Source organism: Streptomyces sp. NPDC029216 (assembly GCF_040648015.1).
Taxonomy (GTDB): Bacteria; Actinomycetota; Actinomycetes; order Streptomycetales; family Streptomycetaceae; genus Streptomyces.
In genome coordinates this window covers 1-23,356 of record NZ_JBEZWL010000117.1, presented here as the reverse complement: position 1 = coordinate 23,356, position 23,356 = coordinate 1, and the positions used below count along the sequence as shown (strand labels likewise).

The window sequence follows — 23,356 nt, the reverse complement described above, 5'->3', positions numbered from 1 at the left end:
CCCGACGCGCCGCGGCGCGTCGGGGGTCCGGCCGGAACGGTCCGTCAGTGGTCCAGCCCCGCGAGTTTGTCCGGGTTGACCTGGGTGCGGAGGTTGCGGAACAAGCCGCCCTCCAGGTCGTAGGTGAGCACGGCGATCGGGGTATCGCCCAGCCGGGCGACGATCCCGAGCTCTCCGTTGACCACGGCCGGGGTGACGACGACTCCGGCGTTGGCGGGCTTGGCCAGGACGCCGAAGATCCAGCGGGACACGTGGTCGGGGCCGTACAGCGGGCGGCGGGCGGCGGAGACCTTGCCGCCGCCGTCCGACCAGGCGGTGACGTCGGGGGCGAGCATCTCCAGGACGGCGTTGATGTCGCCCCCGGCGCAGGCGGTCAGGAAGCGGTCCGTGATGCGCCGGCGCTCCGCGCTGTCGGTGTCGAAGCGCTGCCTGCGGGACGCGACGTGCTTGCGCGCGCGGGAGGAGATCTGCCGGACCGCCGGCTCCTCGCGGTCCAGGAAGCCGGCGATCTCGGCGTGCGAGTAGCCGAAGACCTCGCGCAGGACGAACACGGCCCGCTCCAGGGGCGAGAGGGTCTCCAGGACGACGAGCATCGCCATGGAGACGCTCTCGGCGAGCTCCCGGTCCTGCGCCACGTCGGGCGAGGTGAGCAGGGGTTCCGGGAGCCAGGGGCCGACGTACTCCTCCCGGGTGGCGCGGGCGGAGGTGAGGCGGTTCAGGGACAGGTTGGTGACCGTGCGCACGAGGTACGCCTTGGGGTGGCGCACCTCCGAGCGGTCGGCCTTGTTCCAGGTCAGCCAGGCGTCCTGGACGATGTCCTCGGCGTCGCTGACGGTGCCCAGCATGCGGTAGGCGGTGGCGAAGAGGAGCCTTCGGTGCTCGTTGAAGGGGTCCGTCGCGGGTTCGGTCGTGGTCACCGGTCGATTCTGCCCGGGCCGCCGTGACCCCATCGTCCCGGGGGCCTTCGGGAGAAGGGGAGTTGGGGTCAGATCAAGGTGCGCACGCGCTGGTCGGTGAGTTCGTAGCGGGCGGCGACGACGGCGAGCTTTCCGGCGGAGACGGCGCGGGCCAGGTCGGGTTCGGCGGCGAGCCGGTCGCGGGTGCGCCGGGCGTGGGCGTCGATGGTGGCGCTGACGCGGGCGGCGCCCTGCTGGCTCCGGTCGATGGACGGGCGTATCTGGTCGGCCAGGTACTGGATGTGGGCGGGGAGCCGGTCGCCGGTCTCGTCGGCGTGGACGGCCGCGCCGACGGCTCCGCAGGACTGGTGGCCGAGGACCAGCACCAGGGGGATCGCCAGTTCCAGGACCCCGTACGCGATGCTGCCGAGGACGGCCTCGTCCAGGACCTCGCCGGCCGAGCGGACGGTCAGCAGGTCGCCGAGCCCCTGGTCGAAGACGAGCTCGGGCGGCACGCGGGAGTCCACGCAGCCGAGGACGACCGCGAAGGGGTGCTGCGCCGTGGCCAGCCGCAGCCGGGTGGACGGCGACTCGTGCGGGTGCTGCTGGCGGTAGGTGCGCCAGCGCCGGTTGCCGGCTTCCAGTTCGCGCAGGGCCTGTTCCGGTGTGGCGGGGCGGGTGGCGGAGCCGGGTGCGGGCGGGGCGGCGGAGGCGGGGAAGGCGGAGCCGAGGGCGAGGACGGATCCGGCGGTGGCCGTGCCGGCGACGGCGGTCCGCAGCAGGGCGCGCCGGCTGGGCTTCCCTTCACGTGCCGGAGCGGTGTTCGACGTGTAGGTTTTCGACAACATGCGCGCCAGCATGCTGCTTTACCCGCCCTTGACCCAACCCCGTCCGGACAGTTGTCCGAAACACCCCTGTCACCGGCTCAATCACGTGTGCTGGACGTCCGCAGTGTGACGACGGCCGTCCGGCCTGCGGTACGGAGCCGGCAGGGGGCCTGTGGGGCTTCCAGCAGCGCCGCGTCGTAGGGGCCGAGTGCGACGGCCCCTCCGGGGTGGTCGAGGCGGGCCGGCCCGTCGAGGGCGACGACCAGCAGGGTGGTCTCCGGCGGGATGGCGAGGGTGAGTTCGCCCCGGACGATGGCGGTGTGCGCCCGGGCGCGGCCGCGCCGGTACATCACGTTGAAGTTGACGACGGGCCCGTCCAGCAGCCGGCCGTCGGTGGGCCGGTCGCCCGGGAAGTCGCAGGGTGCGTAGCGCTCGTCGACGCGGCGGCGGACGCCGTCGACCGTGAGCTCCATGCCGGCGCCCTCGGCGAGGGTGAGGGTGCGGTCGACTCCGGGGAACTCCGAGAAGGGCCCGTCGGCGGCGACTTCGGCGAGGCTGATCCGCCAGTCGAAGTCCTCCGTCCCGCCACCCTCGGGCCGGGCCGCGATCTCGCGGGTGACCCCGCCGCCGTTCTTCCAGGGCACCGCCGTACGGTCGGTGGCGCGCAGGATCCGGAGGGCGGCGGGGCCGGGCATGCGGGGTTTCCTTCCCTCGGGTCCGTACCGCCCGGCGGCGGTACGGGCGGTCGGGCCGAGCCTAACCCGGGCAGGTCAGCTCACGGCGAAGTCGTCGCCGTGGACGGGGGCCTGCCCGTACCAGCCGTGGAGGTAGACGGTGACGGTTCCGGAGGCGCCGGTGGTGAAGGGCACCGTCAGCCTGGTCCAGCCGGCCGAGCTGGTCCAGGTGCTGGCGTTCGCCCCGCCCCGGACGCCGAGGTAGGCGTAGCTGCCCTGGACCCAGCCGCTGAGCGTGTAGGCGGTGTGGGGGACGAGGGTGAGGGTCTGGGCGCATTCGCCGGTGAGGCCGGCGGACGGGACCCCCTGGACGGCGTACGTGCCCGTGTGGGCCGGGGCTGTGACCACCGAGCCGCCGTTCTCGCAGGTCCAGGGCGCGAGGGAGCCCGTCTCGAAGCCGCCGTTGACGAGGGCGCCGCTGCCGCCGCCCGGGCCGGAGACGGTGAGGGTGAAGCCGGCGGCCCGGCTGGTCTTGCCGGCCGCGGTGACGGTGAGCGGGTAGGTGCCGGGCGCGGCGGAGGCCGAGGCGGCGACCGTGAGCCGGGAGGTGGCGCCGGCGGTGACCGCGTCGGGGGTGAGGGTGGCCGTGACGCCGGCGGGGGCGCCGGTGACCGTCAGGGCGAGGGGCTGCGCCGCGCCGGAGGTGACCTGGGTGGAGACGGTGGCGGTGGTGCTGCCGCCGGGGGTGACGGAGGCGGAGCCGGGCGCCACGGAGACGGAGAAGTCGTCGGCGGCCGGTCCGCCGCCTCCGGTGAAGGGGGCGAAGGTGTGGGTGAAGTACCAGGGGTCCTGGGCGATGCCGGAGCAGGTGTCGGAGCCTCCGGTGCCGGGGCAGCCGCCGTTGTCGCGCTGGAGGGCCCAGAAGGAGAGGGTGTTGATGCCCTTGGACACCGCCCAGTCGTAGACGGCGGTGGCGTTGGCGGTGGTGAAGGTCTCGGCGGGGCCGTAGTCGTCGATGCCCGGCATCTCGGTGACGCCGATCATGCCCCAGAGCCGGTCGGGCGTCCGGTCCGGGTAGAGGGCGGCCAGCTGGTCGTAGAGTCCGGTGGCGGCGCTGCGGGTGTCGGCGGCCATGTCGTGGGCGGCGCCGTCGTAGTAGTCGAAGGTCATGAGGTTGACCACGTCCACCCGGGCTCCGGCGGCCTTGGCGCTCTTGAGGACGGCCAGTCCGCTGCTCGCGAGCCCGCTCGTGGTGGTGGGGAGGGTGTAGGAGACCTGGAGGGGGCGGCCGGTCGCGGCGGCCCAGTCCTGCACCTTCTTGATGGCCTGGTTGCGGCGGTCCACACCGGCCTTGTCGGTCAGGGACTTGTCCTCGATGTCCATGTCGAGGCGGCTGACGCCGTAGGTGGTGACGAGCTTCTGGTAGGCGGCGGCGATCGCGTCGACGTCGGTGCAGCTGTCGGCGATCTCGGTGCCCCCGCTGTCGGCCGCGTAGCCGCCGAAGGAGGGGATGACGTCGCCGCCGCGCGCCCGGATGGCCGCGAAGTCGGCGCCGAAGACGGAGTCGGCGACGGGCTGCGCCGTGGAGCCGTTCCAGTACGGGGTGCAGGAGCCCTTGGCCTCGGTCTGGACGAAGGCCATCGTCAGGTACTTCGCCCCGGACTTCTGCGCGAGGTCGGCGGGGCTGTCGGAGGAGTAGGCCTCGAAGTAGGGGGCGAAGACGTGCGCGGGCAGCGGGGTGGCCGCGGCGGAGGGGGCCGCCTGGACGGGCCCGGCGCCGGCGGCGGCGAGCAGTCCGGCGGAGGCGGCGAGGGTGGCGCAGGCCGCGGCGAAGCGGCGCGGGGCGTGCGGACGCTGTCTCAACGAAGGCTCCCGGTGGGGCGCGAGCGAACGGACGGACGCCCCATGATTGGTCTGGACCAACCATGGGGTCAAGGGTGCGTCCGACCCCGACTCCGCCGGAAATCAGGGTGGTTCAGCTCAGGATGCCCGCCTGGCGGGCGGCGCGGATCCAGGAGGGGAACTCCGACAGGAGCCGGTCGTACAGGTCGGGGTCCGAGATCCGGTCGATGTCGTCGACGGCGAAGAAGCCGACGTTGTCCACCCGGCGTCCGGGCATCGTGTCGAAGCGCTCCAGCACGCCGAAGCCGGCCCGCCCGAGGCCGACGAACTGCCAGAACACCGGCTCCTCCACGGCCTCCCGCAGCTCCCGCTCGATCTCGGCGTTGCGGTAGACCCCGCCGTCGGAGAAGAACAGGACCAGGGTGGGCGCGGGTACCGGGTGGGCCCGTACGAAGGCGCGCACCTCGGCGATGACCTTCTGCTCCTCGTTCTGGAAGCCCACCTGCCGCATGTCGACCTGACCGGGCAGCAGCCCCTTGGGCGGCTTCCTGCGGCCGAAGACGCTCATCTGGCCGACGCGGACGTGCAGCCGCAGCCACTCGGGGAGCTCGCCGATGACGAGGTCGGGCAGCCGGGCGGGGTTGGTGGCGAAGGTCCAGGCCTGCATCTCGCCGTCGTCGTCGAGCTGCGCGGCGACGGCGGCCATCCGCTCCACCACGGCGGCCACCGTGCCGCGGCTGTAGAGGGTGCTCATCGAGCCGGAGGCGTCGAGGACGAGGACGACCCGGGCGGTGACATCGGCGGCGGCGCCGGCCTTGCGCAGGCTCACGGCGACCTGCTCCTTGCGCAGGGAGAGGCGGCCGCGCACGTCCGGGGGGAGCCATTCCTCGCCCTTGACCAGGCGTACGGCGGTCTCGCCGGGCGCGGGCACGGGCCCGGCGGCCGGGGCCGTGGGCCAGACCGGCGCGGGGGCCGGGGCGGGAGACGGGGCCGGGGTCGGGGCGGGCGCCGGGGCGGGGGTCCGGGTCGCGGCTGGGGTCCGGGTCGGGGCGGGCGGGGCGTCGTCCACGGTGATGCCGTAGTCCGTCGCCAGTCCCGCGAGCCCGCTCGCGTACCCTTGGCCGACGGCCCGGAACTTCCAGATGCCGGCCCGCCGGTAGAGCTCCCCGCTCACGAAGGCGGTCTCAGGCCCGGCCTCCATCGCGAAGTGGGCCACTTCCGCCCCGGACACCGCGTCGAGCAGCCGCAGTTGGAGCCCGGGGACGTCCCCGAAGGTGCCGCTGTCGGCGGAGGCGCAGAGCAGGACGCGCTCGACGTCCGGCTCCAGGGCGCCCAGGTCGACGTCGAGCGTGTCGGCTCCGGGCCGCTTGCCGACGTGGCGTACGGCGCCGGAGGCGTGCCGCGGCTGGTTGTAGAAGACGAAGTCACCGTCGGAGCGCACCCGTCCGCCGCTCGCCAGCAGCAGTGCCGAGGCGTCCACGTCCGGCACCCCCGGCCCCGCGGACCAGCCGAGCACGGCTCGGACGGAGGATGCCGCCACCGGCAGGTTGGCGCCTTTGCTCATTGTCGTCACGTCGGACAGTCTGCCCGGTGGACCGCGCCCCGGGCAGCCGAACGCGGTCGGGCGGCCCGGAGCACCGTACGGAGGTCCGGGCCGCCGCCGCGCGGCTCAGCCGCGGAACTCCTCCGTGCGGACGGGCGAGGCCTCGGCCAGGGCGCGGGTGACGGCCGCGACGCCGGCCCGCAGCCCGTAGACGGGGGTGGCGGGCTGCTGGCGCCAGGACTCGTCGATGCCGCCCGCGTCGACGGTGTCGAAGCCGAGCTCGTCGATCAGGGCGCGGACGGTCTTCTTGGCCGCCTCGTCGTCCCCGGCGACGGGCAGGGCCATGCGGTCCGGGTCGCCGGCCGGGCGCGGGCGCTCCAGGAGGTCGACGGCGTAGGTGCCGTTGAAGGCCTTGATCACCGGGTGGCCCAGCTGCCGTTCGGTCCAGCGGCTCTCGGTCAGGCCCTCGTCCTCGACGGCGGCGATGCGGCCGTCACGCTGGCGCGGGTAGTAGTTGTTGGTGTCGATGACGACGAAGCCCTCGGCGGCCCCGTCGAAGATCCCGGCGGGCAGGTCGGGCACGTTCTTGAAGGGGACGGTGACCACGACGACCTCGGCGCCGCGGGCGGCCTCGGCGACGGTGACGGGGGTGGCCCCGGTCTCCTCGGCGAGGTCCGTCAGGGTCTCGGGGCCGCGGGAGTTGGCGACGCGGACCTCGTGTCCGAGGGCGGTGAGCCGGCGGGTGAGGTTTCCGCCGATGTTGCCGGCGCCGATGATGCCGATCTTCATGAGCTCTCCAGGTGCGTACGAGTCGGATGTCGCGTCCGTCGCAACCCCCGGCCGGGCCGCGGCATTCCGCCCCGCGGGGACTCGGCGGCACGGATCGCCCGTACGGGCGAAATCTCGCCATTTCCCGGACAAGCAGAACCCGTTGGGTGCGGACCGGCGTCTTCCGGGGCAGCCGGGGACCGTACCGGCACGTGATCACGGGGAAAGGTACCGACCGATGTTCCAGCTCCCGACCAAGCGCGCCACGTCCATCGCCCTCGCGGCCACCGCGGGCGCGGCCGCCCTCTCCTTCGCCCTCCTCGCCGGCACCTCGGCCACGGCCGCCGCGCCGCCGTCCGTCTCCGGCAGCCCGGAAGGGGCGTTCACCCGGATCGCCGACTTCTACGGCTCCTACATCGACGCGGTCTACGACGGCGACGGCAAGACCTCCGACCAGCTGCGCGCCTTCTACCTCTCCGAGCCCCTCCAGGGGGAGCTGAGGCAGTGGGAGGAGAGCAACCACGCCGACGGGGTGCTGCGCGCCCAGAACGTGCCGCTGAAGTGGAAGGTCACGTCCGTCGACAGCGGGATGGGCAAGACCAACGCCGCGGTCACCCTGACCTGGAGCGGCAACACCACGACCACCGTCCACGTGCAGGCCGACCTGCAGACGAAGAAGATCACCGCGATCCGGGACTGACCCGGCACGCGCCGGTGGGGCCCGCCGACGGCGGGCCCCACCGGTGTCTCACGCGCCGCTCGCCCGGAGCATCTCCTCGCGCTCCACGATCTTCACGCGCTCGCGGCCCTGCGGCTCGCCGAGCGCCTTCTCGGCGGCGTCCAGCTCGTACCAGCCCTGCCAGGTGGTGTAGCGGACGTTCCGCTCGGCGAGGAAGGCCTCGACCGCCTCCGGCTCGGGGGCGGCGGGGGTGAGCAGCCGGCCTTCGGCGTGGTCCTCCAGCAGGTTGGCGACGGTCTCGTTGGCGTCGCCCTTGGTGTGGCCGATCAGGCCGATGGGGCCGCGGCGGATCCAGCCGGTCACGTACGTCGACGCCTTGTGCTCGCCCGCCTCCATCACGCGGCCGCCCTCGTCCGGAACGGTGCCGGACTCGACGTCCCAGGGGAGCTTGGGCAGTTCGTCGGAGAGGTAGCCGACGGCCCGGTAGACGGACTGGACGTCCCAGTCGGTGAACTCGCCGGTGCCCTTGACGTTGCCCGTGCCGTCGAGCTCGGTGCGCTCGGTGCGCAGGCCGACGACCTTGCCGTCCTCGCCGAGGATCTCGGCCGGGGACTCGAAGAAGTGCAGGAACAGCTTGTGCGGGCGGTCGCCGGTGTCGCGGATCGCCCAGTTCTCCAGGGTCTTGGCGACCATGTCCGCCTGCTTGTTGGAGCGGCGGGTGGTGATCGAACCCTCGTCGTAGTCGATGTCCTCGGGGTTGACGATGACCTCGATGTTGGGCGAGTGGTCGAGCTCGCGCAGCTCCATCGGGCTGAACTTCGCCTGCGCGGGGCCGCGGCGGCCGAAGACGTGCACTTCGAGGGCCTTGTTGGCCTTGAGGCCGTCGTAGACGTTCGGCGGGATCTCGGTGGGCAGCAGCTCGTCGGCGGTCTTGGCGAGGATGCGGGCGACGTCCAGGGCGACGTTGCCGACGCCGAGGACGGCGACCTTCTCGGCCTCCAGCGGCCAGGTGCGCGGCACGTCGGGGTGGCCGTCGTACCAGGAGACGAAGTCGGCGGCGCCGTAGGAGCCGTCGAGCTCGATGCCGGGGATGCCGAGGGCACGGTCGGCGGTGGCGCCGGTGGAGAAGATCACGGCGTCGTAGAAGGAGTGCAGCTCGTCGAGCGAGATGTCGCCGGGGTAGTCGACGTTGCCGAAGAGGCGGACCTGCGGCTTGTCGAGGACCTGGTGCAGGGCGGTGATGATGCCCTTGATGCGGGGGTGGTCGGGGGCGACGCCGTACCGGATCAGCCCGAAGGGGGCGGGCATGCGCTCGAAGACGTCGATGGAGACGCCGGGGTCGGCGGCCGCCTCGGACTTCAGCAGCGCGTCGGCCGCGTAGATACCGGCGGGGCCGGCACCGACGATTGCTACCCGCAGAGGGCGAGGCATGACTGGGTTCCCTTCGACCGACAATCTGACTGATCAAGGAAACCCTAAACTAAGGCCACCCTAACTCCGTACCCGCCCCGCGTTTATGCCCCCATAAGCCGATCTTATGCCTCACCAAAGCCTGACTTCTACCTTACGGCGGCACGGGACGGGCCGACGATGCTCGACGTCAGCTTCTTCCCGTCACTACGGCCCACCTCGCACTCGATGAACCGGAAGCCGTCGGCCCAGCCCTCCGCCTCCGGCGCGATGGATCCCGCGATGCCGTTCGTGGCGTTCGCGTAGGCGGACCCGTACTTGTCCGTACAAAGAGCCTCCGCATTGGCTTTGGCCGCTTGGTACGCCATACCGGCGGGAGGAGTGACGTAGCCGACGACCTGCCCGTCGTGGGGGGTCTCGCAGCGGACGAGGACAGCGGAGTCGTTCACGTTGTTCCAGCAGTCCCCGACGGTGGAATTGTCGAGGTACGAGCCCTCCCCCGCCTTGCGGAAGCGGCCGGCGTTGCTCGAAAGGTCCACGGTCTTGTTGAAGATCAGGCAGGCGGTGTCGTGCACACCGCCCTCCCAGCCCTGCCGGCCGGGAGGGAGCGCGTAGGCGCGTGCATCGGCCATGGCGTTCACGGTGCCGGCGAGCAGGGTTTCGCAGCGGATCGCGCCGTTCTTGCGCGCATCGTCGAACGAGCTCGACGCAAAGGTGGCGAGGACCTGTCCGCTGTGCGGGCTGTCGGAGCATTCGGTCAGCCCCAGGCCCGGCGGTGACGTGGTGAACTTCGCCTTGGTCCACACGGCGTTGACGCAGTCGCCCGGGCGCAGTGCCCGGGTCAGGCCGACGGCCTCCCCGTAGGGCATCACCGGGCCCGTGGAGGCCGGGCCGGGAGCGGGCTCCCCGGAACCGCCGAGAGCCGTCACCAGCGCCCAGACGCCCGCACCGGCGGCGAGGAGCACGGACCCGGCCAGGACCGCGTTACGGCGCGTCCTGCGCGGTGGAGAAGGCGGAGGCGTCGACGCGAAGGGGGCCGGCGACGGCGGGTGCGGCGACGGCGTGGGGGCGGGCGACGGTGGGGGCGACGGCGGGTGGGCCGGCGTCGTGGGGGCGGGCGGCCGGGGAAGGCCCTGCGGCACGTCGGTGATCGTGTGCAGCGGTGTCGGCGGGGTCTCCGTCGCCAGCGGGTGGAGGAGGCGGGCCGCGTCGTCCGCCCCGAGGCGGTGCGCGGGGTCCTTGTCGAGGAGCTTCAACAGCACGGGGGCCAGGTCGCCGGCGCGCACGGGCGGGGCGGGGTCGTCGGTCAGCAGCGCGGCGAGGGTGGCGAGGTAGGAGCCGCGATCGAAGGGCCCGCGGCCTTCGACGGCGTAGTACAGGGTCGCGCCGAGGGAGAAGAGGTCGCCCTCCGGGGTCGGCTCCGCGCCCCGCGCCCGTTCCGGAGCGAGGTAGCCGGGGGTTCCAACGATCCCCGAGGCGTTGGTGAGTCGCGGTTCGCCGACGTCACGTTGCAGGGAGATGCCGTAGTCGCTGAGCAGGACCCGGCCGAGCCGGGCGGAATCGGGGGCGTCGGGGTCGGGGACGGCGAGCAGGATGTTGGAGGGTTTGACGTCCCGGTGCAGGATGCCCAGCCGGTGCCCCGCCTGCAGCGCGTCGAGCAGGGCGAGGCCCAGCCTGGCCGTATCGCCCGGCGGGAGGGGGCCGGCCTCGCGGACGACGGCCTCCAGGTCCCGCACTCCGGGCGCGTACTCCATGACGATCCAGGGCAGACCGTCGTCGAGGAGGCAGTCGTACACCGTCACCACGTGCGGGTTCCCCCGTAGCCGGGCGGAATGCCGGGCCTCACCCCGTGCCCGCGCGATGCGGGCGTTCAGCTCGTGCTCCGGAAGGTCCTGCGGTACGGCTATTTCCTTGACCGCGACCTCGCACGCCAGTTCCTCGTCCTGGGCCAGCCACACCCGGCCCATTCCGCCCGCCCCGAGCCGGCGCACCAGCCGGTACCGCCCGGCGACCAGCCGCCCCGCGGCGTCGTCATCCGTTCCCGCCATACGGTAGGACTAGCCGCAAACCGGGTAGTCCGCGGGCTCGGCACGCCGCGACGGGTGGAGTGTTCACGCCGCCGGCTGCACCTCGCCGGCTCAGGCCTCGTATTCGGTGAGGTCGATGCTGTGGAGGGTCAGGCTGGCTCCGGTGGCGGGGTCGGTGGCCTGGCCGTCGTGGGCCATGCCCAGTTTGCGGATCACGTTCGCGGACTCCTCGTTGCCCATGCGGTTGACGGCGACGATGCGGTCGAGGCCGCGGTCCTGGAGGGCGAACTCCAGGGTGGCCTGGGCCGCTTCGGAGGCGTAGCCCTGGCCCCAGAAGGGCCGGCCGAGGCGCCAGCTGATCTGGACCTGGTGCCGCGTCTCGGGCAGGTCGTCGGCGGCGGACAGCCCCACGGCACCGATGAGCTCGCCGGAGGCGAGGAGCTCGACGGCGAAGACACCGAAGCCCTCGTCGTCCCACTCCTCCTCCCAGAGCTCGATGGCCTCGGCCGTCTCGTCCAGGTCGAGCACGGAGCCGTCGCCGATCCAGCGCATCACCTCCGGGTCGGAGGTGATCTCCGAGAGGGGGACGAGGTCGTCGTCGGTCCAGCGGCGGAGGAGGAGGCGGGGGGTGCGGATCTCGGTCATGCCCTACATCCTGCCGAACGCGGCCGACCAGGGGTAATCGGGGTCCGGCCGGATCAGGCGACGGTGATCTGGTCCAGCTTCCGGCGCAGGTAGGCGTGCGAGTCCACGGGCGGGTGCGCGACCCGGCCGACCGGGGCGGGCAGGGACTCCACGCGGGTGTGGGCGTCGCACTCGTAGAAGTAGACCAGCGAGACCAGTTCCTCCGCCAGGGCGTGCGCGGGCGGCGGCAGGACCCGGTGGCGGCCCGCCCGCCAGCGGTCGCCGGTCCAGCGGGCCAGCAGGTCGCCGATGTTCACGGTGAGCGCGGCCGGGTCGTACGGGGCGTCCTGCCAGCCGTCGGCGTCGGTGTGGATCTGGAGCCCGCCCGCGCCCGGCTCGCGGTCCAGGACGGTGACCGTCCCGAAGTCCGTGTGCGGGCCGATGCGGAACTGTCCGGGCAGGGGCTCGCCGACGGTCTCGGCGCCGGGGTACCAGTTGAGGTTGAACCCCCAGGTGGGGTGGCCGGTGTGCCGGGTGAAGTGGTCCTCGGGCAGGGTCAGGGCCACCGCGAGCAGCTCCAGCAGCTCGTCGGAGAGGGCGCGCATGGCCGTCAGGTACGCGGTCACCAGCGGCCGCAGGCCCGGCACTTCGGCGGGCCAGGCGTTCGGCCGGAACCATTCGGCGTCCACCGACGGGACGCCGGTGGGCTCGTCGGCGGCGAAGGACCAGGACTCCTTCAGGTCGGGCGGCGAGGCCGTGCCCTCGGCGTAGCTGTTGGCCTCGGCGCCCGGGCCGAGCCAGCCGCGTCCGCCGACGCTGACCGCGTACGGCTGCTTCACCTCGGCGGGCAGCCGGAAGAAGGAGCGGGCCGCCTCCCGGATCCGGGCGGGCAGGGACGGGTCGACCCCGTGCCCGGCGACCAGCAGGAACCCGGCCGTCTGGAGGGCCTCGTCGACCCGGCCGGCGATCCGGGCGCGGGCGGCGGGCCCGCCGGAGCGCCACGGCCCGAGGTCGATGACGGGGACCTGGGAACTCGCCATGGGGGGACCTGCCTTCCACGAGGGGACCGTGACGACAGACCCTAGGGGTTCAGGGGCGTTCGAGTCCGCTGCACGGCGGCGAGTAGTCCAGATAGGGCATGTACGAGGCCCACTGCGCCCGCGTGATCCGCGGGCCGGTGTGCGCGCAGGCCCCCGCGAGGGCCCGGTCGAGGTCGGTGTCCGCCAGCCGGAGGGTGTTGTCGTAGCCCCCGGAGGCCAGGACCGCGCCGTCGGGGCTGAAGGCGACGGAGCCCACGGCGGTGACGTGCCCGGCCAGGGTGGCCAGCGGGGCGGGGCGCGTGGCCCGGGCCACGCTCCACAGCCGGACCGTCCGGTCGTCGCTCGCGCTGGCCAGCGTACGGCCGTCGGGGCTGAAGGCGACCGCGCCGACGACGTCGGTGTGCCCGGTCAGGGTCGCGAGCGGCGCGGGCCGGCGCGGTTCGGTCACGTCCCACAGCCGGACCGGGGTGCGGCCGCCGGAGGCGGAGGCGAGGGTGCGTCCGTCGGGGGCGAAGGCGACGGAGAACACGGCGGCGTCATGGCCCTGGACGACGGCCAGCGGGGCGGGCCGGGTGCGGTCGGCCACGTCGGTGAGCCGGACGGTGGCGTCCTCCGCGCCGGTGGCGAGGATCCGGCCGTCCGGGCTGAAGGCCACCGCGCGGACGGTGTCCCGGTGCCCGGTGACCTGGGCGGTCTCGGCGGGCCGCCGGGCGGGGTCGGCGACGTCCCACAGGCGGACCGCGCCGCCCGCCCCACCGGTGGCGAGGGTGCGGCCGTCGGGGCTGAAGGCGAGGGCGCGTACGTCCGCCTCCCGCGCGGGGAGTTCGGCCGAGACGGCCGGGCGGGCGGGATCGGCGACGTCCCACAGCCTTACGCTCCCGTCGGCGGCGGCGGTGGCCAGGGTGCGGCCGTCCGGCCGGTAGGCGAGGGCGCGCAGGTCGGCGGAGTGGCCGGTGAGGGAGGCCACGGCGGTGGGGCGGCCCGTGCCCCGGGGCTGCCACAGCCGGACGGTGCGGTCCCCGCCGGCGGTGGCGAGCCGGCGGCCGTCGGGACGGTAGGCGAGGGCGACGACCGCCTTCTCGTGCGCGGGGAGCGAGGTCATCAGCGCGGACAGCAGGCTGTCGCGGGTCCGGGCGGTGGGCGAGAGGCGGTAGGCCGTCAGGGCCAGCTGCACGGCCAGGCCGGGCTCGGCGGCGGCGACGCCGGTGGAGGTCTCGGCGAGGTTCTGGGCGACCGCGTCGTTGCGCTGCCGGGTGACCTCGTCCTCGGCCCGTACGGCGCTGCCGGTGGCGACGGCGGCCACGACGACGAGGGCGGCGAGCGCACCGACCAGCAGGCGCAGCCGGCGGGTGCGGCGGCGTGCCGAGTTCCCGGCGGCGGCCTCGGCGGCGGCGCCCGCGGCCAGGAACTCCGCCTCCGCGGCGGTGAGGACGGGGGCGGCGTCGCCGTCGGCCGTGATCTCCCGGGCCAGGGCGAGCGGGGCGCCGCGCAACAGGGCTCCCGGGTCGCGGCCCACGGCCTCCCAGGCGCGGGCGGCCTCGGCGAGCTGGCGGTGGCGGCGCAGCCGTTCGCGGTCGTCGGTGAGCCAGCCGCGCAGCCGGGGCCAGGCCCGGATGAGGGCCTCGTGGGTGAGTTCGACGACCTCCTGGCCGAGGGTGAGCAGGCGCAGCGCGGCCGCCCGGGCGAGGACGGTGCGGGTGTCGGCGTCCTGGCCCAGTTCCTCGCGGGGCACGGGCCGTTTGGTGTCCTCGGTGCCCTCGCCGAGGGCGATGAGGTGGACGAACACCTGCCGGGCGAGGCGCTGCTGGGGCGCGGAGAGGGAGTCGTACAGGGCCTCCGCGGACTGGGCGAGGGCGCCCTCGAAGCCGCCGGCGGCGTGGAACCCGTCCAGGGTGAGGGCGGCGCCCCGGCGGCGCCGCCAGGTCTCCAGCAGGGAGTGCGAGAGCAGGGGCAGGACGCCGACCTGGCCGTGCGCGTGGGCGACGAGGGTGGCCTGGAGGCTTCCCTCGACGGTGAGGCCGGCCCGGCGGGCGGGTTCCACGACGGCCCGGCGCAGTTCGGCGGCGCTCATCGGGCCGACGACGACCTGGGCCTCCCGGAGCACGTCGACGAGTTCGGGGTGGCGGGTGCAGTGGGCGTAGAAGTCGGCACGCACGCCGAGGACCACGCGGCAGCCGGAGCCGGGGCGGCGGGCGGCGCCGACGAGTTCGCCGACGAACCGGGAGCGCTCGGCGGCGTCGGCGCAGACGGTGAAGACCTCCTCGAACTGGTCGACGATCAGCACCCGTTCGGCCGCATCCCCGCCGGGGCCGGGGTGCGCAGCGAGGGCGCGGCGGGCGCGGTCGAGGGGGTGCGGTCCGGGGGTGAGGACGGTGACCGCGCGGGCCGGGGCGTCGGCGTGCAGCCGCGGCAGCAGTCCGGCGTGCAGGAGGGAGGACTTGCCGGCTCCGGAGGCGCCGACGAGGGCGACCACCCGGTGCCGGGTCAGGGCGGTGAACAGGTCCTCGACGAGGCGTTCGCGGCCGAAGAAGAGGGCCGCGTCCTCGGTGCGGAAGGGCGCGAGGCCGACGTACGGGAGCCCCTGCGCGCCCCGCACCCCGGGCGCGGCGTCCGCCCGGTCCGGCCCGGCGCCGGCCTGCCGGGGCCCGGACCCGGCGCCGCCCGCGGCCAGTGCGGCGGCCGCGGCGTGCCAGCGGCGCTCCCACTCCCGCAGGTCCCCGCCGCAGGCGCGCACGTAGGAGAGGGTCACGTCCAGGCTGGGCAGCCGCCGCCCGGCGGCGGCGCCGGACAGGGTGGCGACGGAGTAGTGGGCGCGCGCGGACATGTCGCGGTACGGGGGTGATCCGGCCTCGTGGCGCAGTCGGCGCAGGGCGCCGGCGAACTCCAGCAGGGGCCCGTCCTCCCCCTCCAGCGGACGTTCCCTTCGTGCCATGCGCAGCCCCTTCCCCCGGGCCCGTTTTCGACCTGCCGGGGTGGATTGTTCAGCAATTGTTTGTTCACTTCCAGGCCCCCGACGGCGAACAACGGACGGCGGCTACACCTGTGTCCGGACGGCGGGCCGCGGGCAGCGGCGCACACACCCTCGGAGGGGGCTGGGACGGATGAGGCGAGGACGAACGGCCCCGGTGGCGGCCACCCTGGCGGCGGCGCTGGCCCTGGCCGGCTGCGGGGCGGGAGGGACGCCGGAGCGGGGGCGGGACGGGGGCGCGGAGCCGAGCGCCTCCCAGTCCCGGGTCCTCGCCCGGGCCGAGCAGATCCTGATCAGCCGCTGCATGTCCGCGAAGGGCTTCACGTACGCCGTCACCGAGCCCGCCCCCGACGGGGCGGAACGGCGCTCCTTCCCGTACGGGCTGGACGACGTGGAGTGGGCGCGTGCCCACGGCTACGGCGGCCGGGCGGAGCGGGCCGCCGCCGAGGCCCGGGCGGCCGACCCCAACCAGCGGTACTTCCACCGCCTGTCGGCCCGCGAGCGCGCGGCCGCCCGTACCGCGCTGATGGGCGCCTCCCCCACGGGCCTGTCGGCCACCGCCCCCACCGGGATGACCCTCACGGCCGGCAAGGACGGCTGCATCGCGCAGGCGCAGCGGACCCTCTACGGGGATCTGGCCGCCTGGTTCCGCGTCAAGGTCGTCACCATGAACCTCCGCCCCGCCCAGGAGGAGCGGGTGCGCCGGGACGCCCGGTACGCGGAGGCGGTCGGCCGGTGGGCGCAGTGCATGAAGGAGGCGGGCCGGCCCTACGCCTCCCCCGCCGAGTCCCGGCAGGCGGCGGCCGCCCTCGCCGAGGGGCTGCCGCCGGACCGGGCCGACGCGGCCGAGACCGCGCTCGCGGCCACCGAAGCGACCTGTGCGACCGGCACCCCGCTGGCCCGGGTCTCCCGAGCTCTGGACCGTGCCTACGGGGAGGAAGTCCGTGCCCGTCACCGGGACGACATCGCCCTCAGGCACCGGCTCCAGAACGACGCGCTCCCGAAGGCGGAACGCGTCGTAGGCAACCACACATCCGGAGGATCACATGCGTAAGTTCCGTACGACGATGCTGGCCTGCGCCCTCGCGCTGCCCCTCCTCGCCGTCCCCTCGGCGCTGACCACCGCCACCGCGGCCCCGGCCGAGGCCTCCGGCCTGGCCGCCGACGGCAACTACTGGGTCTGGGCGGACACCAACCGGGGCGGTCCGGCCTGCGGCTGGAGCGGCAACGACGCCGACTGGCGCACCTGTGGCGCGGGCAACGACTACAACATGAACGACCGGGCCTCGTCCTGGTGGAACAACGGCTACTCGGGCGCGCTGGGCGACGTCCGCGTCTACGAGAACATCAACTACGGCGGAGCCTCCACCTGCGCGCCGAACGGCTCCGCGGGCAACATCCCGTGGGAGTGGAACGACCGCATCTCCTCCCACAAGTGGGTGACCAACTGCGGTTTCTGACCCACCGCGCGCCGCCGCCCGCCGCCCGGCGGGTGGCGGCGGCCTACTCCGGGAGCTCCGTGCCGCAGCGGGAGCAGCAGCCGGCCGCGGGCCCGGTGGCGAGGCGGCCGCAGGAGGGGCACACGCGGTGCAGGAGGCAGGCCGGCTCGCCGCCCTCCGCGGAGGAAGGGGCGGCGGCGGGGGCTTCGGCGAGCACCGCGTCGAGGTCCGTCGGGGCCCCGGCGGGGTGGGGGTGCGTCGTCATGCCGGTCCTTCCCTCCCTGCGGTGTGGCCCCGCAGTCGTACACGATCACGTCGGGGCCTGCGCGACGGTTCGGTTCCTTCCCCCGCGCCGCGGGCGGGGGCGCCGGACCCTGACCGGGTCCCGGTGCCGGCCCCCGATGTGGGGCCGCGCGCACGTGGCCGATACAGTGAGGCCGGATTGCGTAGGCCGCACACGCCCCGGCCGCGCGGCCCCGCCTGCCGGTCGATCACCGCGACGTTGCGGCCGCCCGCCCTCCCCGCCCCGGCCCCGCACCGAAATCCTGCTCCCGCATGCTTACCGCCACCACCACCCGTACGCCCGACGTGCCCGCCGCGCCCGCGAAGGCGCCCGGCGCCCCGCCCCGGCCCAGTGCCGTCGCGGCCTTCCACAGCGTCAGTGCCGCCACCACGGTGCTGCTGGCCCTCGTCGCCATCGGCGCGGCGATCCACGAGCCGGTGCTGATACCTCCGCTCGCCGCCAGCGCCGCGCTGGTGCACAGCGCACCCGCGCTGCCCCTGGCCCAGCCGCGCGGGGTGATCGTCGGCCACCTCATCGGCATGGCCTGCGGCTACGCCGTGCTGGCGGCGGCGGGCAGCTCCGCCTGGGCGGCGGCCGTGGCGGCGGGGCTCACCCTGGCCCTGCTGACCGTGGCCCGGACCCCGCACTCGCCCGCCGTGGCCACGGCGGTGGTGACCGTGCTCCAGGCGCCGGCGCCCGCCCGGTTCGTCCCGCTGCTCTTCGGCTCGACCGTGCTCCTGGTCCTGACCGGGTACGCCGGGTCCCGCATCCGCCGCGCCGCCCCGAGGTATCCCGCCTACTGGTGGTGATGACCTGCGGGCGCGCCTGCGCCGCACCGAGGGGGCCCGGGCGCTACTCCTTGTGCTGTGGAAATTTCGACGAAGGACGTCTTCGGGGCCCCCTGCTGGGTGAGCCTGATGGCCCGCGACATGGAGGCGGCCCAGCGCTTCTACGGGGCGGTCGTGGGGTGGACCTTCCGTCCGGCCCGGATCGGCTCGGCTTTTTCGATGGCCGTGCTGGACGGTGTACCGGTCGCGGGGATCGGGGCGCTGGCCGGCGACCTGGCCGTGGCGGTGGCCTGGACCCCGTACTTCGCCGTCGACGACGTCGACGTGGCGGCGGCGCGGATCCGCGAGCGGGTCGGCACGGTGGCGGTGGGCCCGGTCTCCTTCCCCGGCGGCGGCCGGGCGGCGCTGGTCGCCGACCCCGACGGGGCGGTGTTCGGGATCTGGCAGGGGCCGGTCTCCTCGGGCTGGCGGGTGGGGCTGGGCCCGGCGCCCGCCTGGCTGGAGCTGCGCACCCGCAACGCGTTCGACGCGGCGCTCTTCTACGGGGAGGTGCTGGAGTGGGCCACGGGCCGCGCCGGGTGCTGCGAGGTCTCGTACGAGGAGGACCAGGTCGTCCTGCGGCAGGGCGGGGAACCCGTCGCCCGGTTGGACAGCGGCCCCGTGGAGGTGGGCGCCTACACCCCGCACACCCGGCCGCGCTGGCACGTCCACTTCCGGGTTCCGGAGCTGGAGCCCGCCGTGGAGGCGGCGCTGGAGCTCGGCGGCCGCACCGTCTCGGTGATCACCTCGGACGGCCGGGAACGCTCGATCATGCTCCGTGACCCGGACGGGGCCCTGTTCACCCTCACCGAACGGGTCCCGCGGACGGAGGGGAACGGCGCGGACTGACCGGACCCCGTTCCCGCTACCCGAGGAACGACAGGCGGACCTGGCGCTGCGGGTTGTCCCCGTTGGTGTCGACCAGGCAGACGGACTGCCAGGTGCCGAGCTGGAGGCGGCCCCCGACGACCGGCAGGGTCGCGTGCGGGGGGACGAAGGCCGGCAGGACGTGGTCGCGGCCGTGGCCCGGGGAGCCGTGCCGGTGCTGCCAGCGGTCGTCGGCGGGGAGCAGCGTGCGCAGGGCGTCGAGGAGGTCCTCGTCGCTGCCGGCGCCCGTCTCGATCACGGCGATGCCCGCGGTGGCGTGCGGGACGAAGACGTTGAGCAGGCCGTCGCGGCCGGCAGCCGCCTCGGCCAGGAAGCGTTCGCAGTGGCGGGTGAGGTCGGTGACGGTCTCGGCGCGGCCGGTCGTCAGGTCGAGGATCCGGGTGGTGAATCGGTCGGACATGCAGCCATGATCGCGCACCCGGCCGGGATTCCCGGCGCGCTCGCCGCCGCGCGGGGGCGTTGGGACACTGGCTGCGTGAGGAGGTGCCCATGGACCCGGTGGCCGCGCTGGACCGGATCGCCTTCCTGCTGGAGCGGGCGCAGGCCCCCACGTACCGGGTGCGGGCCTTCCGTACGGCGGCGTCGGCGCTGACCCGCATGGGCGGGCGGGAGACGGCCGAGCGGGCGGCCGCCGGATCGCTGGAGGCCGTCCGGGGCATCGGGCCGAAGACCGCCCAGGTGGTGCGCGAGGCGCTGCGCGGGGAGGTCCCCGAGTACCTGCGGGTGCTGGAGGACGAGGCCGCGGCGGTGCCCGAGGGGCCGCCGCCCGACCCCGCGGCCGTCGCGCTGCGCGCGGCCCTGCGCGGGGACTGCCACCTGCACTCGGACTGGTCGGACGGCGGGAGCCCGATCGAGGCGATGGGCCGGGCCGCGGCCGGGCTCGGGCACGAGTGGGCGGTGCTGACGGACCATTCGCCGACGCTGAAGGTGGCCCGGGGCCTGTCGCCGGAGCGGCTGCGCGAGCAGCTGGAGGTGGTGGCGGAGCTGAACGGGCGGTGGGCGCCGTTCCGGCTGCTCACGGGGATCGAGTGCGACATCCTGCCCGACGGCTCGCTCGACCAGGAGCCGGAGCTGCTGGAGCGGCTCGACGTGGTCGTGGGCTCCGTGCACTCGAAGCTGCGGATGGAGTCCCCGGCCATGACCCGGCGCCTGCTGGCGGCGGTGCGCGATCCGCTGATGGACGTCCTCGGGCACTGCACGGGCCGGCTGGTGACCGGCCGCACCCGCCCGGAGTCGGTGTTCGACGCCGATGCCGTCTTCGCGGCGTGCGCGGAGTCCGGTACGGCCGTGGAGATCAACAGCCGTCCCGAACGGCTGGACCCGCCGCGCCGGCTGCTGCGCCTGGCGGTCGCGGCGGGGGTTTTCTTCGCGATCGACACCGACGCCCACGCCCCGGGCCAGCTCGACTGGCAGATCCTGGGCTGCGAACGGGCGGTGGAGTGCGGGGTCCCGCCGGAGCGCGTGGTCAACACTTGGCCGGCGGAGGACCTCCTGACCTGGACCCGTACCCGCCGGACGCCCGGCTAGGTCGCGCTGCGGGCCAGGATGAGCAGGACGTCCCCGGCGGCGGCCGCCATCACCCCGAGGAACGGGATGCGGCCCGGGGCCCCGGCCGTGCCCAGGAGCAGCAGGCCGGTCAGGGCGAGGAGGGTCCAGCCGTACGGGGTGACGGGCCCCGGTGGCCCGAGGACCAGGAGGGCCGCCGAGCCGAGGACGAGCAGGGCGGCCAGGGCGGCCGAGGTACGGGCCCCGAGCCGCTGCGGCAGGCCGCGCACCCCGGTGGCGAGGTCGTCGGCGAGGTCGGGCAGGACGTTGGCGAAGTGGGCGCCCGCGCCGAGCAGGGCGGCGGCGCCGGTCAGCCACGGCGGCGGCCAGGGCGAGCCGGGCAGGCCGAGGGTGACGAAGGCCGGGAGCAGGCCGAAGGCGAGGGCGTACGGGAGCCAGGACGCGGCCGTGCCCTTGAGCCGGAGGTTGTACGCCCAGGCGGCCGCGACCCCCGTGAGGTGCGCGGCCCCGGCCGCCGGGCCCGCGGCCAGCGACAGCGGTACGCACACGGCCAGAGCTGCGAAGGCGGCGGCGGTCACGGCGGCGGCCGGGACCTCACCCGTGGCCAGGGGTTTGTCCCGGCGGCCGGTGTCCCGGTCGCGCCGCAGGTCGACGCGGTCGTTGCACCAGCCCACGGAGAGCTGCCCGGCGGCCACGGCGCCGGCCGTGAGGGCGGTCCCGGCGGGCCCGCGTCCGGCGGCGGCCGCGAGCCCGGCGGCGAACAGGGTCACGGCGGCCGCCGGGAGGGGGTGACAGGCCCGCAGCAGGCCGCCCGCCGAGACCGTCGGCAGGGGCAGGGCGGGAGGGGGCGCGGGCACGGCGTCACGCTACGCCGTGCCGGGAAGTTCCGTTCATACCTTTCGCGCGCTTCGCCCTTGTTCGCCCCCTTCTTCCCTATGTTGGGTCAATGACCCGTGTCCTTGCGGTGAGCAGCGTGTTCCCGCCCCACCTGTATCCGCAGGCGCAGATCACGGAGGCGCTGGTCCGGTGTCTGCCGCCGGGGGCCGACGCGGCCCTGCTGCGCCGGGTGCACGCCTCGGTGCGGGTCGGCTCCCGCCATCTCGCGCTGCCGCTGGAACGTTACGGCCGGGGCGCCGACTTCGGCACCACCAACGCCCTCTTCCTCCGCACCGCCCTGGAGCTGGGCGCCGAGGCCGTGGGGCGCGCCCTCGCCGGGGCGGCCCTGGCGGCGGCGGACATCGGCCTGGTGGTGTCGACGACCGTCACCGGGCTCGCCACCCCGTCCCTGGAGGCCCGGCTCGCGGCCCGGACCGGGCTGCGGCCCGACGTGCGGCGCGTCCCGCTCTTCGGGCTGGGCTGCGCGGCGGGCGCCGCCGGGCTGGGAATGCTGCACGAGCAGTTGGCCGGACGCCCTGGGCAGGCGGCGCTGCTGCTGTCGACGGAGCTGTGCTCGCTGACCCTCCAGAGCGCCGACACCTCGATGGCGAACCTCGTGGCGGGCGCCCTCTTCGGTGACGGGGCCGGGGCCCTGGTCGCGGTGGGTGCGGAGCACCCCCTCCACGACGGGGCCGGCGGGCCGACGGTGGTGGACGCGCGCGGCCGCCTCTACCCGGGCACCGAGCACCTCCTCGGCTGGGACATCGGCCACTGGGGCCTGCGCATGGTGCTGGGCCGGGAGCTGCCCGAGCTGGTCGGGCTGCACGTGGTGGAGGAGGTCGAGGCCTTCCTGGCCGGCCACGACCTCAAGCCCGCCGACGTCGACGTCTGGATCTGCCATCCGGGCGGCCCGAAGATCCTCGACGTGCTGGCCGGAGCCCTGGGGCTGGCGGAGCCCGCCCTCGCCGCGAGCCGCCGTTCGCTGGCCGCCGTGGGGAACCTGTCCTCGGCGTCCGTCCTGCACATCCTCGGCGCCGTCCAGGCCGCCGGGCCGCCCGCGCCCGGATCGGTGGGGCTGATGCTCGCCTTCGGTCCGGGTTTCGCCTCCGAACTCGTCCTGCTGCGCTGGTGAGGTCCCCATGCCGCTGTTCCCGTCCATCCCCTCGACACCGCTGACCTGGTACTTCCTGCTGCTCGCGGTGGTCGCCGCCGAGCGGCTGGCCGAGCTGGCCAAGGCCCGGCGCAACGCCGCCTGGAGCCTGGCGCGCGGCGGCCGGGAGTACGGCCGCCGCCACTACCCGGCCATCGTCGCCCTGCACGTCGCCCTGCTGGCCGGCTGCGCGGTGGAGGCCGTGCACCGGCCCTTCGTGCCCGCGCTCGGCTGGCCGGCGCTGGCCGTGGTGCTGGTGGCGCAGGGGCTGCGCTGGTGGTGCGTCATCTCCCTCGGCCCGCGCTGGAACACCCGGGTCATCGTGGTGCCCGGGCTGCCGCTGGTGGCCGCGGGGCCGTACCGGCTGCTGCGCCACCCCAACTACGCGGCGGTGGTGCTGGAGGGGCTGGCGTTGCCCCTGGTGCACGGCGCGTGGGTGACGGCGCTCGGGTTCACCCTGCTCAACGCCGTGCTGCTGCGGGTGCGGATCCGCTGCGAGAACGCCGCGCTCACGTACGCCCGTACGGCCGATCCGCTGCTGGGCCTGGTGCGGTGATCGACCTGCTCGTGGCGGGCGGCGGGCCGGCGGGGCTGGCGACCGCGATCCACGGGGCGCTGGCCGGGCTGGAGGTGGTGGTCCTGGAGCCGCGCCCCACGCCCATCGACAAGGCCTGCGGGGAGGGGCTGATGCCGGGTGCCGTGCGCCGGTTCGAGGAGCTGGGCGTGGCGGTGGCGGGCCGCGCGTTCCACGGGATCGGCTATGTGGACGGGGTGACGGGGCTGCGCGCGGAGGCGCTCTTCCGCGGCGGCCCCGGGCGCGGGTGCCGTCGTACGGACCTCCAGGCGGCGCTCGCGGACCGGGCGGCGGGGCTGGGCGTACGGGTCCTGGCGCGGCGCGTCGGGGAGGTCCGACAGGACGGACGGCGGGTGTGGGCGGCCGGTCTGACGGCCCGGTACCTGGTGGCGGCGGACGGCCTGCACTCGCCGGTGCGGTGGCGATCCCACCACGGTGAATGCGAGCTGGTGGCCCGGGACAGGGAGCTCGATGGTCTGTCCCGTCCCGCTCGTCCAGCTGGTCGTCATTCCCGT

At 75.0% G+C, this 23,356-nt stretch carries 23 protein-coding genes; 9 read left to right on the top strand and 14 right to left on the bottom strand.

Annotation, left to right across the window (positions count from 1 at the left end; translation table 11 throughout):
* Nucleotides 1-44: 44 nt before the first annotated feature.
* From AB0F18_RS30170 to AB0F18_RS30145, 6 genes are all read right to left on the bottom strand, one after another.
* A complete protein-coding gene (locus AB0F18_RS30170; RefSeq protein ID WP_362066348.1) occupies nucleotides 45-917 on the bottom strand; it encodes an RNA polymerase sigma-70 factor in 873 nt (290 codons plus the stop codon).
* A gap of 68 nt (nucleotides 918-985) precedes the next feature.
* Entirely contained in the window at nucleotides 986-1,744 is a 759-nt protein-coding gene (locus AB0F18_RS30165) for a carbonic anhydrase (protein ID WP_362066346.1), read from the bottom strand.
* A 77-nt stretch (nucleotides 1,745-1,821) separates the two neighbouring features.
* The gene (locus AB0F18_RS30160) at nucleotides 1,822-2,418 is read right to left on the bottom strand and encodes a HutD family protein (protein ID WP_362066344.1); all 597 of its coding nucleotides are present in this window, start codon (nucleotides 2,416-2,418) and stop codon (nucleotides 1,822-1,824) included.
* Nucleotides 2,419-2,493: 75 nt separating this feature from the next.
* Nucleotides 2,494-4,260: a glycosyl hydrolase family 18 protein gene (locus AB0F18_RS30155; protein WP_362066342.1), complete on the bottom strand. Its 1,767-nt coding sequence runs from the start codon at nucleotides 4,258-4,260 to the stop codon at nucleotides 2,494-2,496.
* A 112-nt stretch (nucleotides 4,261-4,372) separates the two neighbouring features.
* Nucleotides 4,373-5,803, bottom strand: coding sequence for a VWA domain-containing protein (locus AB0F18_RS30150; RefSeq protein WP_362066354.1), 1,431 nt, complete (start codon nucleotides 5,801-5,803; stop codon nucleotides 4,373-4,375).
* 105 nt (nucleotides 5,804-5,908) lie between these two features.
* Entirely contained in the window at nucleotides 5,909-6,571 is a 663-nt protein-coding gene (locus AB0F18_RS30145) for an NAD(P)-binding domain-containing protein (RefSeq protein WP_362066340.1), read from the bottom strand.
* 217 nt (nucleotides 6,572-6,788) lie between these two features.
* Here AB0F18_RS30145 and AB0F18_RS30140 point away from each other — a divergent pair, with 217 nt between their 5' ends.
* Nucleotides 6,789-7,250, top strand: coding sequence for a hypothetical protein (locus AB0F18_RS30140; RefSeq protein WP_362066338.1), 462 nt, complete (start codon nucleotides 6,789-6,791; stop codon nucleotides 7,248-7,250).
* A 48-nt stretch (nucleotides 7,251-7,298) separates the two neighbouring features.
* On the opposite strand, the gene AB0F18_RS30135 is transcribed toward AB0F18_RS30140, so the two are convergent.
* The 5 genes from AB0F18_RS30135 to AB0F18_RS30115 all read right to left on the bottom strand — a co-directional run bounded on the left by AB0F18_RS30135 (nucleotide 7,299) and on the right by AB0F18_RS30115 (nucleotide 15,262).
* Complete coding sequence (locus AB0F18_RS30135) at nucleotides 7,299-8,660, bottom strand: FAD-dependent oxidoreductase (RefSeq protein ID WP_362066336.1); 1,362 nt, start codon at nucleotides 8,658-8,660, stop codon at nucleotides 7,299-7,301.
* A gap of 128 nt (nucleotides 8,661-8,788) precedes the next feature.
* Complete coding sequence (locus tag AB0F18_RS30130) at nucleotides 8,789-10,687, bottom strand: serine/threonine-protein kinase (protein ID WP_362066334.1); 1,899 nt, start codon at nucleotides 10,685-10,687, stop codon at nucleotides 8,789-8,791.
* A gap of 90 nt (nucleotides 10,688-10,777) precedes the next feature.
* Nucleotides 10,778-11,311, bottom strand: a complete 534-nt coding sequence (locus AB0F18_RS30125) for a GNAT family N-acetyltransferase (protein ID WP_362066332.1) — start codon at nucleotides 11,309-11,311, stop codon at nucleotides 10,778-10,780.
* 53 nt (nucleotides 11,312-11,364) lie between these two features.
* Nucleotides 11,365-12,330 (bottom strand): 2-oxoglutarate and iron-dependent oxygenase domain-containing protein, encoded by a 966-nt coding sequence (locus AB0F18_RS30120; protein WP_362066330.1) that lies wholly within the window; start codon nucleotides 12,328-12,330, stop codon nucleotides 11,365-11,367.
* A 49-nt stretch (nucleotides 12,331-12,379) separates the two neighbouring features.
* Nucleotides 12,380-15,262 (bottom strand): XRE family transcriptional regulator, encoded by a 2,883-nt coding sequence (locus AB0F18_RS30115; protein WP_362066328.1) that lies wholly within the window; start codon nucleotides 15,260-15,262, stop codon nucleotides 12,380-12,382.
* Between the two features lie 169 nt (nucleotides 15,263-15,431).
* Here AB0F18_RS30115 and AB0F18_RS30110 point away from each other — a divergent pair, with 169 nt between their 5' ends.
* A complete protein-coding gene (locus AB0F18_RS30110) occupies nucleotides 15,432-16,352 on the top strand; it encodes a hypothetical protein (protein WP_362066326.1) in 921 nt (306 codons plus the stop codon).
* Nucleotides 16,345-16,758, top strand: a complete 414-nt coding sequence (locus AB0F18_RS30105) for a peptidase inhibitor family I36 protein (RefSeq protein ID WP_362066324.1) — start codon at nucleotides 16,345-16,347, stop codon at nucleotides 16,756-16,758. The genes AB0F18_RS30110 and AB0F18_RS30105 overlap by 8 nt, the downstream gene beginning before the upstream one ends.
* A gap of 43 nt (nucleotides 16,759-16,801) precedes the next feature.
* Here AB0F18_RS30105 and AB0F18_RS30100 read toward each other — a convergent pair whose 3' ends face one another.
* Nucleotides 16,802-17,002 carry a hypothetical protein gene (locus tag AB0F18_RS30100; protein ID WP_362066356.1) on the bottom strand — a complete coding sequence of 67 codons (201 nt, stop codon included), beginning with the start codon at nucleotides 17,000-17,002 and terminating at the stop codon, nucleotides 16,802-16,804.
* A gap of 290 nt (nucleotides 17,003-17,292) precedes the next feature.
* Between AB0F18_RS30100 and AB0F18_RS30095 the strand changes: the two genes are divergently transcribed.
* Nucleotides 17,293-17,829 carry an HPP family protein gene (locus tag AB0F18_RS30095; RefSeq protein WP_362066322.1) on the top strand — a complete coding sequence of 179 codons (537 nt, stop codon included), beginning with the start codon at nucleotides 17,293-17,295 and terminating at the stop codon, nucleotides 17,827-17,829.
* Nucleotides 17,830-17,937: 108 nt separating this feature from the next.
* A complete protein-coding gene (locus AB0F18_RS30090; protein WP_362066352.1) occupies nucleotides 17,938-18,696 on the top strand; it encodes a VOC family protein in 759 nt (252 codons plus the stop codon).
* 16 nt (nucleotides 18,697-18,712) lie between these two features.
* Here the strand turns inward: AB0F18_RS30090 and AB0F18_RS30085 are convergent, their stop codons facing one another.
* Nucleotides 18,713-19,135, bottom strand: a complete 423-nt coding sequence (locus AB0F18_RS30085; RefSeq protein ID WP_362066320.1) for a secondary thiamine-phosphate synthase enzyme YjbQ — start codon at nucleotides 19,133-19,135, stop codon at nucleotides 18,713-18,715.
* Between the two features lie 89 nt (nucleotides 19,136-19,224).
* On the opposite strand from AB0F18_RS30085, the gene AB0F18_RS30080 reads away from it, so the two are divergent.
* Nucleotides 19,225-20,262: a PHP domain-containing protein gene (locus AB0F18_RS30080; RefSeq protein ID WP_362066318.1), complete on the top strand. Its 1,038-nt coding sequence runs from the start codon at nucleotides 19,225-19,227 to the stop codon at nucleotides 20,260-20,262.
* On the opposite strand, the gene AB0F18_RS30075 is transcribed toward AB0F18_RS30080, so the two are convergent.
* The gene (locus tag AB0F18_RS30075; protein ID WP_362066316.1) at nucleotides 20,259-21,098 is read right to left on the bottom strand and encodes a UbiA family prenyltransferase; all 840 of its coding nucleotides are present in this window, start codon (nucleotides 21,096-21,098) and stop codon (nucleotides 20,259-20,261) included. The genes AB0F18_RS30080 and AB0F18_RS30075 overlap by 4 nt on opposite strands.
* An 89-nt stretch (nucleotides 21,099-21,187) precedes the next feature.
* On the opposite strand from AB0F18_RS30075, the gene AB0F18_RS30070 reads away from it, so the two are divergent.
* From AB0F18_RS30070 to AB0F18_RS30060, 3 genes are all read left to right on the top strand, one after another.
* Nucleotides 21,188-22,249 (top strand): 3-oxoacyl-[acyl-carrier-protein] synthase III C-terminal domain-containing protein, encoded by a 1,062-nt coding sequence (locus tag AB0F18_RS30070; protein ID WP_362066314.1) that lies wholly within the window; start codon nucleotides 21,188-21,190, stop codon nucleotides 22,247-22,249.
* Nucleotides 22,250-22,289: 40 nt separating this feature from the next.
* The gene (locus AB0F18_RS30065) at nucleotides 22,290-22,823 is read left to right on the top strand and encodes an isoprenylcysteine carboxyl methyltransferase family protein (RefSeq protein ID WP_362066350.1); all 534 of its coding nucleotides are present in this window, start codon (nucleotides 22,290-22,292) and stop codon (nucleotides 22,821-22,823) included.
* Nucleotides 22,820-23,356, top strand: a 537-nt coding sequence (locus AB0F18_RS30060; RefSeq protein ID WP_362066312.1) for an FAD-dependent monooxygenase, incomplete at its 3' end; no start/stop codon positions are given. The genes AB0F18_RS30065 and AB0F18_RS30060, both read left to right, overlap by 4 nt.